9 protein-coding genes are annotated in these 11,797 nt (G+C 70.4%); 6 read left to right on the top strand and 3 right to left on the bottom strand.

Annotated elements, in window-relative coordinates:
- The first annotated feature begins 518 nt into the window (after positions 1–518).
- The 5 genes from AC07FA_RS29615 to AC07FA_RS29635 all read left to right on the top strand — a co-directional run bounded on the left by AC07FA_RS29615 (position 519) and on the right by AC07FA_RS29635 (position 8,572).
- On the top strand, positions 519–746 hold the full coding sequence (locus AC07FA_RS29615; RefSeq protein WP_479079375.1) for a type A2 lantipeptide: 228 nt from the start codon (positions 519–521) through the stop codon (positions 744–746).
- A gap of 73 nt (positions 747–819) precedes the next feature.
- A complete protein-coding gene (locus tag AC07FA_RS29620) occupies positions 820–1,626 on the top strand; it encodes a hypothetical protein (RefSeq protein ID WP_479079376.1) in 807 nt (268 codons plus the stop codon).
- Positions 1,623–3,914, top strand: a complete 2,292-nt coding sequence (locus AC07FA_RS29625; RefSeq protein WP_479079377.1) for an NHLP family bacteriocin export ABC transporter peptidase/permease/ATPase subunit — start codon at positions 1,623–1,625, stop codon at positions 3,912–3,914. Before AC07FA_RS29620 ends, AC07FA_RS29625 begins: the two co-directional genes overlap by 4 nt.
- A complete protein-coding gene (locus AC07FA_RS29630; RefSeq protein WP_479079378.1) occupies positions 3,915–6,773 on the top strand; it encodes an NHLP bacteriocin export ABC transporter permease/ATPase subunit in 2,859 nt (952 codons plus the stop codon).
- A gap of 152 nt (positions 6,774–6,925) precedes the next feature.
- Positions 6,926–8,572: a GMC oxidoreductase gene (locus AC07FA_RS29635; RefSeq protein ID WP_479079379.1), complete on the top strand. Its 1,647-nt coding sequence runs from the start codon at positions 6,926–6,928 to the stop codon at positions 8,570–8,572.
- Between the two features lie 52 nt (positions 8,573–8,624).
- Here the strand turns inward: AC07FA_RS29635 and AC07FA_RS29640 are convergent, their stop codons facing one another.
- From AC07FA_RS29640 to AC07FA_RS29650, 3 genes are all read right to left on the bottom strand, one after another.
- On the bottom strand, positions 8,625–9,104 hold the full coding sequence (locus AC07FA_RS29640) for a carboxymuconolactone decarboxylase family protein (protein ID WP_479079380.1): 480 nt from the start codon (positions 9,102–9,104) through the stop codon (positions 8,625–8,627).
- Positions 9,101–10,180, bottom strand: coding sequence for an NAD(P)H-dependent amine dehydrogenase family protein (locus AC07FA_RS29645; RefSeq protein WP_479079381.1), 1,080 nt, complete (start codon positions 10,178–10,180; stop codon positions 9,101–9,103). Before AC07FA_RS29645 ends, AC07FA_RS29640 begins: the two co-directional genes overlap by 4 nt.
- 81 nt (positions 10,181–10,261) lie before the next feature.
- A complete protein-coding gene (locus AC07FA_RS29650; protein ID WP_479079382.1) occupies positions 10,262–11,029 on the bottom strand; it encodes a LysR substrate-binding domain-containing protein in 768 nt (255 codons plus the stop codon).
- 58 nt (positions 11,030–11,087) lie between these two features.
- Here AC07FA_RS29650 and AC07FA_RS29655 point away from each other — a divergent pair, with 58 nt between their 5' ends.
- Positions 11,088–11,492, top strand: a complete 405-nt coding sequence (locus tag AC07FA_RS29655) for a DUF5997 family protein (RefSeq protein ID WP_479079383.1) — start codon at positions 11,088–11,090, stop codon at positions 11,490–11,492.
- The last annotated feature ends 305 nt before the right edge of the window (positions 11,493–11,797 follow it).

Below are 11,797 nucleotides of genomic sequence, written 5' to 3' on the forward strand. Positions count from 1 at the left end.
CCCCCATCTTCGACCTCGTCGACTACGGCATCGTCGGAGACCTCTTCACCGTCGTCCCCCAACTCACCGAAGAAGTACACACCCGCAAGGGCTGACAAGCAGCACCCTTCGCGTTCGCAGGCCCGGGCAGACCGCCCGGGCCTTTGCGTTTCCCGCTTCCACGGAACGGAACCGGAATGGCATGCGGAACCTGCACACCGCGTACGCAGACCTGTCACGACGGACCCGGCGCGAGGCTGGGTGCGGGCAGGCCACAGGGCCTTTGATGCGGAAGTGTCCGAGTAGAAGCAGAGGGACTTCCGACCAAAGGGAATTCATCCGGTGAAGCTCATGTGGAACCTGCTCGCAAAACATGAACACGCCTGCACGTAAAGCCATGCAAGTGAAGGGAAGGCCCCCTGATCAGGCACTGTTCGATTCGCTGCGCCCGCCGTCGCCATGCTTTGATCCTGGCCAATGCCGGGAGCGCCCACAGGCGTTACCGGATTCTGAATATCCACACGAAGGGCTACGCAGTCATGAACTTCACCCCCCAGGTCGAGACCCTCGAGATTTCCGACGCCGACCTCGACAACGTCTCCGGCGGCCTCGTCGGCGGCGTGCTCGGCAACGTGACGGCCACCGCGGAGTCGATCGCCCCGGTCGGCGCCGTCGTCGGTTCGGTCACGGGCCTCGTCGGCTCCACCACCGGTGTGAACACCGGCGCGGTCACCGGTATCGCCACCGGTCTCGTCGCGGGCCTCTGAGAACGTGCGTGCGCCCCGGAACCCCTCGGTTCCGGGGCTCACCGCCGAAAGCGACAGGTGAGGGAAGAGTTCCGTGCGCTTCCGCCAACAGGCCCTTTCCAAGCTCCAGTCGCCGGAGGAGCTCGACCTCCCGGTGCGTTTCGCCCGCCCGCAGGGGCGGCTCGTCCTCGGCGTCACCGTGGCGGTCATGGCCGTGGCCTGCTTCTGGGCCACGACGGGCACCGTCTCCTCCACCATGAACGCACCCGGCATCCTCACGCACGCGCAGGGAAGTTACGTCCTCCAGAGCCCTGTCGCCGGCCAGATCACCGGCGTACTCGCCAAGGAGGGCGAGACACTGCCTGCCGACTCTCCCCTGCTCAAGGTCCGTACGGAACAAGGGGATCGAGTCGTGCGCACGATCGCCGCAGGCCGGCTGACCGCTCTCTCCGCCACGATCGGCGCGGTGGTCGCCACCGGCGCGGATGTGGCGAGCGTGGAGCGGATGAAGAGCGCCGACGATCCGCTGATGGCGGTGCTGTACGTGCCGGGCGACAACGGGCCGGGTGTCCCGGTGGGCGCTTCGGTGGATCTCACCGTCCAGTCCGTGCCGACCCAGCAGTTCGGTGTGCTGCGCGGCCGGGTGACGGCCGTCGGCAGGGCCGCTCTGACGCGGCAGCAGATCGCCCGTTCCCTCGGCGACGCCCAGTTGGGCGAGCAGTTCTCGGCCCACGGCAGGCCGGTGGCGGTCCTCGTACGGCTCGACCGGTCGTCCGCCACGAAGTCCGGTTACCGGTGGTCGTCGCATCAGGGGCCCCCGTACGCGATCGGCTCCATGACCCCGGCCTCTGGCGTCGTCCACCTGGCCGACCAGCGTCCGATCGATTGGCTGCTCCCTTGACCGCCCCGCAGACCGCCCCGCCCGCCTCCCCTTCGGCGCAACAGCTCCCACCGCCCGGCCGCGGCCGGCACCGCCCGGGCAAGGCGCCAGGCGGCAGGGGCCGTTCACGTGCCCGGTCGGCACCGAAGGCACCGAAGCCGAAGACCGTACGCAGCCCGACCGTGCTCCAGATGGAGGCCCTGGAGTGCGGCGCGGCCTCCCTGGCCATGGTCCTCGCCCACTACGGCAGGCATGTGCCGCTGGAGGAGCTGCGGATCGCCTGCGGCGTCTCGCGCGACGGCTCCCGGGCCAGCAACGTACTCAAGGCGGCGCGTAGTTACGGACTGCGGGCCAAGGGCATGCAGATGGAACCGGCCGCGCTCGCGGAGGTCCGGGCGCCCGCCATCCTGTTCTGGGAGTTCAACCACTACGTCGTGTACGACGGCATGGGGCGCCGTCTGGGACGGCGCGGGGTGCACATCAACGACCCCGACAAGGGCCGTCGTTTCGTGCCCGCGGAGGACTTCGACACCAGCTTCACCGGGATCGTCCTGGTTCTCGAACCGGACACCGGCTTCCGGCGCGGGGGCAGGAAGCCCGGCATCATGAGCGCCCTGCCGGCCCGGCTGCGCGGTACCTCCGGCACGATGATGGCCGCGCTGCTGGCCAGCCTGCTGCTGGTGGCCGTCGGCGCCGCACTGCCCGCGCTCAGCCGTACGTACATCGACATGTTCCTGATCGGTGACCAGCGCTCACTGCTGGGTGTGCTGTTCGCGGCGATGGGCACCATGGTGGCGCTCACCGTCGTCCTGACGTGGTCGCAGCAGGCGAATCTGCTGCGCGGGCGCATCATCTCGTCGACGCTCGGCAGCGCCCGGTTCTTCCGGCATCTGCTGAGGCTGCCGGTCACCTTCTTCGCCCAGCGCAGCCCCGCCGATCTCGTCCAGCGTCTCCAGTCCAACGACGCGGTGGCCGAAACGCTCGCCCGGGATCTCACGGCGGCCGGCGTGGACGGGATCGTCGTACTGCTCTACGCCCTGCTGCTCTGGACGTACGATCCGCAGCTGACCGTCATCGGGGTGGGCATCGCCCTCCTCAACGTCGTCGCGATGCGCGTCGTCATACGCCTGCGGGCCACCGGCACACAGAAGCTGCGGGCCGACAGCGCGCGGCTGACCAACACCTCGTACACCGGCCTCCAGCTGATCGAGACGATGAAGGCCACTGGCGGCGAGGACGGGTACTTCCGCCGCTGGGCGGGCCAGCACGCGACCACGCTGGAGGAACAGCAGCGTCTCGGTGTGCCGAGCGCCTGGCTGGGCATCGTCGCCCCCGCTCTGGCCACGCTCAACAGCGCGCTGATCCTCTGGATCGGCGGGCTCCGCGCGGTCGAGGGCCATATCTCGATCGGTCTGCTGGTCGCCTTCCAGGCCCTGGTCACCCGGTTCACCGCCCCGGTCACCCGGCTCAACGGGGTGGCGGGCCGCATCCAGGACTTCGCCGCCGACGTGGCCCGGCTGAAGGACGTGGAGAACTTCCCCGTGGACCCGCTGTACTCCCGGGACGAAGGCCCGGGGAGCACCCGCAGGCTCAAGGGTCATGTGACGCTTGAGGACATCACCTTCGGCTACAGCCCGCTCGACAAGCCGCTGCTCACCGGCTTCTCGCTGTCCGTCGGGCCGGGGCAGCAGGTGGCGCTGGTCGGCGGGTCCGGCAGCGGCAAGTCCACGGTCTCCCGGCTGATCTCGGGTCTGTACAGCCCGTGGGAGGGCACGATCCGTATCGACGGACAGCGGCTGGAGGACATTCCCCGGGGCGCCCTGGCCGCGTCGGTGTCCTTCGTCGACCAGGACGTCTTCCTCTTCGAGGGGACGGTCAGGGACAACGTGGCGTTGTGGGACCCGTCGGTGACGGACGACGCGGTCGTGGCCGCGCTCCAGGACGCGGCGCTGTACGACGTCGTCGCCCGCCGGCCGGGTGGCATTCACAGCCGGGTGGAGCAGGACGGGCGCAACTTCTCGGGCGGCCAGCGGCAGCGTCTGGAGATCGCGCGGGCGCTGGTGCGCCGGCCGAGCGTCCTGGTGCTCGACGAGGTCACCAGTGCTCTGGACGCGGAGACCGAGCAGTTCGTCATCGACGCGCTGCGGCGGCGCGGCTGCGCCTGCGTGGTGATCGCGCACCGGCTGAGCACGGTCCGCGACAGCGACGAGATCGTGGTCCTGGACCACGGCAGCGTCGTGGAACGCGGACGGCACGAGGACCTGGTCGCCGCGGCGGGGCCGTACGCCCAGTTGGTCAAGGAGCACTGAGTGGCATCCGTACACCCTGTCGCGGACTCCGGTGCCGTGGGGCACGACGCCGTCATCGGTGCGCTGGGAGGGCTCGGCGAGCAGGTCGACTGCACCGGGCTGCGCAGTCTCTCCCTCGAAGGACCGCAGGTGCTGTGGCTCGTCCTGGACGGAGCGCTGGACCTGTTCGCGGTGGACACGGTGGAGCAGGGGCACTGGCACTTCCTCGGCCGGCTGGAGCCGGGGACGCTGTTGCTGGGGCCGGTCGCAGGGCCGCAGCACACGCTGATCGGCAGGCCGCTCCAGGGCTGTGTGCTGCGCCGGATCGCGCTGCGGGAGCTGTACCGGCCGGAGTACCCGCACCCCGGCGCGTACGAAGGTCAGTACCTCAGCAGGTACGACGCGGGTGACGGCACGCTGAGCCTGCTGGAGCACGCCTTCTCGCTGGGGGTGGGCCGTGGTCAGCGTGTCCTGTTCGAAGCGCCGCTGGACGGCAGGACGGCTCTCGACGAGACGGTGGCCGACGACGACGTCCTCTGGCTCCCGGTCGCTCCCGGCAGTGTGCAGTACGGCGCCGCGTTCAGTGCGGAGGCCGCCGGTGATCTGCTCGTCGACGGCGAGCTCTGGCAGGGCATGGTCAACCGGCAGTACCGTCTGCTGTCCGCGCTGGACCGCTGGATCGAGCGGCTGGAGCGCGCGCACGAGGACCGGGCGGCGGCCGGCATCAAGGCGGGCGAAGCGGTACGGGACGAGGCCGACCAGGCCCTGCTGACCTCCATCGGCCGTAACCGCAGGAGCGCGCGCCCGTCCGCCGCGGCCGGTGACGACGCCACGTACGGCGCCTGCCGGCTGGTCGCGGAAGCGGCCGGCATCACGCTCACCCAGCCTCCGGCGGGCGAGGTGGCGAACGACCGGACCGACCCGGTCGAGCGGGTCGCCGTCCACTCGCGCGTCCGGACCCGCGCGGTCCGGCTGACGGGTCGCTGGTGGCGGGAGAACACCGGCCCTCTGGTGGGTCACCGGTCGGCGACGGGCACTCCGGTCGCCCTGCTGTGGCGCCGGGGCGGGTACGAGGCGGTGAACCCGGTGACCGGCCGCAGGGCGCGCGTCGACCGGAGCAGTGCCGGCGATTTCGAACAGCGGGCCGTCATGTTCTACCGCCCGTTGCCGGAACGGCCGATGACCAAGTGGCAGCTGGCGCGCTTCGGTCTGCGCGGCACGAGGGCCGATCTGCGCAGTCTGGCCCTGGCCGGGCTGGTGACGGTCGGGCTCGGTGCGCTGGTCCCGATCGCGACGGGGCAGATCCTGGGTGTCTATGTGCCGAACGCTCAGACCGGCCTCATCGTGCAGGTCTCCCTCGCGGTGATCATCACCGGGGTGGTCTCGGCCGCCTTCACGCTGTTGCAGAACCTCACGGTGCTGCGTATGGAGGGACGCATCGAGAGCACCCTGCAACCGGCCGTCTGGGACCGGCTGTTGCGGCTGCCGACGTCGTTCTTCACCGAGCGCTCCACCGGGGAGCTGGCGAGCGCGGCGATGGGTGTCAGCGCGATCCGGCGCGTCCTGTCGGGCGTCGGCCCGGTGGCGTTGCAGGCGGGCACGGTCGGCGCGATGAACCTGGTGCTGCTGCTCTGGTTCAGTGTCCCGCTGGCACTGGCGGCGATCGGGATGCTGGTCGTGATCGTCGCGGTGTTCCTCACCATGGGGATGTGGGAGCTGCGGTGGCAGCGCAGCCTGGTGGAGCTCGGCAACAAGCTCAACAACCAGGCGTTCCAGACGCTGCGCGGACTGCCCAAACTGCGCGTCGCGGGGGCCGAGAGCTTCGCGTACGCCGCGTGGGCGCGGGAGTTCGCCCGCAGCCGTGAACTCCAGCAGCGGGCCGGCCGGATCAAGAATCTGACGACGGTCCTCAACGCGACGTATCTGCCGCTGTGTTCGCTGGCGATGTTCGTCCTGCTCGCGGGGCCGGCCAGCGGCTCGCTGTCGGCCAGCGCCTTCCTGACCTTCAACACCTCCGTGACGATGCTGCTGACGTCGGTCACCCAGCTCACCGGGGCGTTCGTCTCGGCGGCGGCGGCGCTGCCGATGTTCGAGCAGATCAAGCCGGTGCTCGACGAGGCGCCCGAGGTGCGCGGTGCGAGCACCCAGCCGGGGACGCTGTCCGGGGAGATCGAGGTCAGGGGGGCCTCCTTCCGGTACACCGACGACGGTCCCGCGGTGCTGGACGAGGTGTCGCTGAAAGTGGGGGCCGGCGAGTTCGTGGCGATCGTGGGGCCCAGCGGCTGCGGGAAGTCGACCCTGCTCAGACTGCTCATAGGCTTCGACCGGCCGGCCACGGGGAGCGTCCTGTACGACGGTCAGGACCTGGCGGCTCTCGACCAGGCGGCCGTACGCCGTCAGTGCGGGGTCGTTCTGCAGAACGCGCAGCCGTTCACCGGGTCGGTCCTGGAGTGCATCAGCGGCTCCGAGGTCTTCACCGAGGAGGAGGTCTGGGAGGCCGCCGCACTGGCGGGCCTGGCCGATGACATCAAGCTGATGCCGATGGGACTGCACACCATGATCGCCGGTGGCGGCGCCATCTCCGGAGGCCAGCGTCAGCGGCTGATGATCGCCCAGGCGCTGGTGCGCCGTCCCCGCATCCTGTTCTTCGACGAGGCCACCAGCGCGCTGGACAACGAGACACAGCGCGTCGTGATCGAGAGCACCCGCGCACTGCGGGCGACCCGGGTCGTGATCGCGCACCGGCTCTCCACGGTGCTGGACGCCGACCGCGTGATCGTCATGTCGGAGGGCCGCGTCGTCCAGGAGGGCCCGCCCGCCGAGCTGCTGGCCGACGCGAACGGCCGGCTGCGCGAGCTGGTGCGGCGCCAGATGCAGTAGGGGTCGCGGCCCGTCCGGGCCGAAGGTGACGGGCGCGTCCGCCCTTACCTGTCCGGACACCGCCCCACCACATTACCGACTGGTATGTCGTGACTTATCGCGCGACTGACAGTAGAACTCGTTCCCCTTCCATCGAGAGTGAGGAACGCGACATGAGCGATTCCAGCCCCGGCGGCAGAGGCGTCAAGGGCGTCTCGCGGCGCAGTCTGCTCGCCGGTACGGGCTCCGTTCTCGGGGCTGTCGCCCTCTCAGGCCCCTTCTCCGCGGCGCGGGCGAGGGCCGCCACTCCAGCCGCCCCGGTGATCGGCGCCGGGGCGCACGTACCGGCCCTCGTGATCGGCACCGGGTACGGCGGCTCCGTCGCCGCTCTGCGGCTCGCACGGGCCGGCGTCCACGTCCACATGATCGAGATGGGCATGTCCTGGGACACCCCGGGCCCGGACGGCAAGATCTTCGCCAACACGACCACACCCGACTACCGGTCCTTCTGGCTCCGCACCAGGACCAAGCAGCCCCTCAGCAACTTCCTCGGCTTCCCGATCGACAAGGACGTCCCCCGCTACACCGGAATCCTGGACGCCGAGGACTTCAGCGGCATCACGGTCTACCAGGGCCGCGGTGTCGGCGGCGGCTCACTGGTCAACGGCGGCATGGCCGTCACCCCCAAGCGAGAGAACTTCGGCGCGATCCTCCCCACGGTGAACGCCGAGGAGATGTACAGCACCTACTACCCGCGCGCCAACGCCGGCCTCGGGGTGAGCAGCGTCGACCCGGCCTGGTTCGAGTCCACCGACTGCTACCGCTACGCCCGCGTCGGGCGCAAGCACGCCCAGCGCTCCGGCTTCCCGTTCGTCTTCGTGCCCGACGTGTACGACTGGGACTACATGAAGCAGGAAGCGGCGGGGACGGCGCCCCGGTCGGCGCTGGCCGGTGAGATCCTCTACGGCAACAACCACGGCAAGAAGTCGTTGCAGCAGACCTACCTCGCCCAGCTCAGGGCGACCGGCAGGGTGACCATCTCACCGCTGCACAAGGTGACGTCCGTCGCCCCGGCCCCCGGCGGCGGCTACACGGTCGTCATCGACCAGCTCACCACCGGCGGCGAGACGGCGGCCACCAAGACCGTGACCGCGGACAAGGTGTTCTTCGCGGCCGGAAGCGTGGGTACGAGCAAGCTGCTGACCAGGCTGAAGGCCACCGGGGCGCTGCCCGGGCTGAACGACGAGATCGGCAGGGGCTGGGGCGACAACGGCAACGTCATGTGCGGGCGCGCCAACCACATGTGGGACCCCACCGGCGCCCTCCAGTCGAGCATCCCGTGCTCGGGCATCGACAACTGGGATGCCGGCGGCGCGTTCGCCGAGGTCGCGCCGCTGCCGACGGGGATCGAGACGTACGCGTCGTTCTATCTGTCGATCACCAAGAACCCGAACCGGGCCCGGTTCACCTGGAACGCCTCGGCGGGACGCGTGGACCTGGACTGGCAGACCGCGTGGAAGCAGCCGTCCATCGACATGGCCAAGTCGATCTTCGACAGGATCAACGCGAAGGAGGGGACGATCTACCGGACCGACCTGTTCGGCCTCTACAAGATCTGGGGCGACCACCTCACGTACCACCCGCTGGGCGGCGCGGTGCTGGACAGGGCCACCGACAACTACGGCCGCCTGCGCGGCTACTCCGGTCTGTACGTCATCGACGGCGCGCTGATCCCCGGCAACACGAGCGTCAACCCGTTCGTCACGATCACGGCGCTCGCCGAGCGGAACATCGAGAGGATCATCGCCACCGACCTGTGACGGTCCTGTGTGGCGAGGATCTGTGGTGTTCGGCCGGCCCGCCCGTACCGCCTCAGTGCCCGGGCAGCACGCACACGGTGTCGAGACCCAGCACACGGTTGAGCCGGCCGAACGCCAGCCAGGAGCCGATGCTCATGCTGAGCTCCACGATCTCCGCCTGGCTGTAGTGCGCGGTCATCCGGCTCCAGAACGCGTCGTCGATGCCGTGGTGGTCCACCACGTACCGCTCGGCGTACTCGGCGGCCAGCCGCGTCCGGTCGTCGAAGGCGTCGGTGGTACGCCACTGGGTCACCGCATCGGCGAACTCCTCCTCGACCTTCTGTCCGTCGCGTTCGGTCCGCCAGTCCAGGCAGAACGCGCACCCGTTGATCTGCGCCACGCGCAGCCGCGCGGCCTCGAACTCGCGGAGACCGAGGGTCGTGTGGGCGTACACCGCCAGCGAGAAGTTCGAGGCGGCGATTCCGATGCCGGGCACCATGTCGCCCCATACGTACTCGATGGCGTGCTTGCCCTCGGGGATGTCGATGTTCATCGTGGTCTCCTTCCGAGCCTGCCCACCGCGGGGCGCAGCGGGACGTCGAGCGCGTCGTAGAGTCCGGGTCCCGCGGCCACCAGCCAGTCGATGGCGCCGACCAGCCGGCCGACCGCGGTGGCGTTCCCCCCGGCGGAACGGTTCTCGCCCTCGTCGTCGGCCGCGACCGTGACCTCGATGCGGGGACGGCCTTCGATGATCACGCGGTGCGCGCCGGCGCCGTCGGGCGGCGTCGGCCAGTCCGGGGCGCAGGACGGGTGGATACGGGTGATGTGCTCGACGACGATGCGGGGCTCGCCGCCGACGATGCCCTGGACCTCGAAACGCACCGCGCCCTGTGTGCCGGCCTCGAAGTCGCCCATGGTCCTGGTGCTCACCGTGGTGTCGAGCGGACGGCGGTGCATGGTCTCGCGGATCTCGTCGAGCTCGACGCCCAGGGCCCTGGCCATCAGGCGTATCTGTCCGCCCCAGACCATGGCCGGGACGGAGGGCGCGAGCATCAGCGGCTCGTAGTCCATCGGCCGGCCCATACCGATCAGCTCCCTGACCGACTCCTCCTGCTCGTACGTGGAGTAGTCGAAGATCTCCTGGCAGCGCACGGCGTCCACGACCGAGCCGAGCCCGCTGATCAGCAGCGGCAGCACATCGTTGCCCCAGCCGGGGTCGACGCCGGAGACGAACAGCGAGCCGCCGCCGTCGGCGATGGCCGCCAGTACCGGTTCCCGCAGTTCGGGCGGGGCGTTCAGCTGGTCGTAGAGCCCGTAGACCGCGGGGGTGACGACGACGGCTCCCGCCCTGATCGCCCGGCAGATGTCGGCCAGTGCGTCGTCGGGGCGGATGTCGCCGGAGGCCGCGTACACGAGGGCGCGGGGCCCGGCGGCCAGCACCGCGCCGATGTCGTCGGTGGCCGCCACACCGAGATCACGTCCGAGCCCGCCGAGACCGCCCGCGTCACGGCCCTTCTTGGCCGGGTCGTGGACGAGCACATCGGTCAGTGCCAGTGCCGGATGGGCGTCGACGGCACGGATGGCCGCGCGGCCGACATTGCCGGTACCCCAGACAACCGTGGAAATCATGCGGCGGAGGGTAGCGCGGGGCATGACAGGTTCCTAGAGCCATCACCACCCCGTCCGAACGGACAGGCTCCGGGTCCCGTCCTAGGCGCGGCGGCGGGGCTTGCCCCGCTTCGCACCCTTCGTGCTCGCCGAACCGCTCCGCGCGTTCTTGCCCGCCGACGACCTGCCGCCCGCGGGCTTCCGCTTGGCGGCGGCCGTCTCGGCGCGCTTGTTCTTCGGCTGCGGGGGCGTCGGGGGACGGCCGCGCGTGCTGTTCACGGTCCGGCCGCGGACGATCCCGATGAACTCCTCCACCAGGTCGGTGGTCTCCTCCTCCGGCCACGACAGCGCGATGCGCGACTCGGGAGCGTCCAGGAGCGGCCGGTAGGTGAGGTCCTTGCGGTGGTACAGACGGGCGAGCGACTGCGGGACGACGAGCACGCCCACCCCGGCCGCCACCAGTTCGATCGCGTCCTCCGTCGTGGCGGGGCGCTCCATCGCGGGCTTTCCCGGCAGACGGTCCTCCCAGCCGAGCGTGTCGTCGAGGGGGTGCAGCACGATCTCGTCGGCCAGGTCTGCGGCGGACACCTCGTCCACCGCCGCCACGAGGTGATCCTTGGGGATCACGACCACGGTCGTCTCGGTGTAGAGCGGAATCGCGCTGAGGGCCGTCCGGTCGATCGGCAGCCGCACGAACCCGGCGTCGGCGTCACCGGCGCGCAGCGCGTCGGGGGCTTCGGCGGGGGATACCGCGACGAGGGTCAGCGGGACGTCGGGCAGTCGCTCGTTCCAGATACGCACCCACTTGGTGGGGGTCACTCCCGGAACGTACGCGAGCCGGAACGAGGGGCGTACTTCCGGGCTTGTCACACCGCAAGGTTACCGGTCGTGGTCGGAGGTGGCGCACACGCTCGATACTCTTGACACCATGACGTCGCACCAGAGCACCCAGACGATGAAGCCCGCAACCGCGGCAAAGAAGCTGGGTGTGTATCTCGAAGCCACCCCCGCCGAGTTCCAGGAGGGTGTCGTCTCACGCACCGAGCTGAGTGAACTCCAGGCCAATCCGCCCGAGTGGCTGCTCGAACTGCGACGCAACGGCCCGCACCCCCGGCCGGTCGTCGCGGCCAAGCTGGGGATCTCCATCTCGGGCCTCGCCCGTGGCGGTGTCACCGAGGCGCTCACCACGGAGCAGATCGACGCGCTCAAGAAGGACAGCCCCGAGTGGCTGCAGAAGGAGCGCGCCACCCAGGCCGAGGTCCGCAAGGAAACCGTCCGCATCAAGGAGAAGAACGCGGAGCGCGACGCCCAGGCCGGCCCCCAGGGCGCCTGACCACCGTACGTCCGTGAGCCCCCGGGCCTCTCGTTCGATCATGCCGGGCTCGCGTCCGGCCCGAACGGGAGGCCCGTGCTCGTGCCCCGAGCCCCGGGGGCTGCCGCCGGCCGGGCGCAAAGGCGCGGGCGAGCGTGTCGATGCCCGTTCCGGGCGTCCGCCGCCCCCTATGCTCCAAGCCGTGGAAGGGCAGGCCCGGCAGCGGGGGGGGGGGGGGGGGGGGGGGGGGGGGGGGGGGGGGGGGGGGGGGGGGGGGGGGGGGGGGAGAGAGGGGGGTTCGTGCGGCTAACGGGAGGAATCCACAG

This window comes from Streptomyces sp. NPDC045968 (assembly GCF_056430475.1).

Coding starts and splice junctions, on each gene's coding strand:
- AC07FA_RS29635 (WP_479079379.1), top strand. CDS start 6,926: ATGAGCGATTCCAGCCCCGGCGGCAGAGGCGTCAAGGGCGTCTCGCGG.
- AC07FA_RS29645 (WP_479079381.1), bottom strand. CDS start 10,180: ATGATTTCCACGGTTGTCTGGGGTACCGGCAATGTCGGCCGCGCGGCC.
- AC07FA_RS29615 (WP_479079375.1), top strand. CDS start 519: ATGAACTTCACCCCCCAGGTCGAGACCCTCGAGATTTCCGACGCCGAC.
- AC07FA_RS29655 (WP_479079383.1), top strand. CDS start 11,088: ATGACGTCGCACCAGAGCACCCAGACGATGAAGCCCGCAACCGCGGCA.
- AC07FA_RS29640 (WP_479079380.1), bottom strand. CDS start 9,104: ATGAACATCGACATCCCCGAGGGCAAGCACGCCATCGAGTACGTATGG.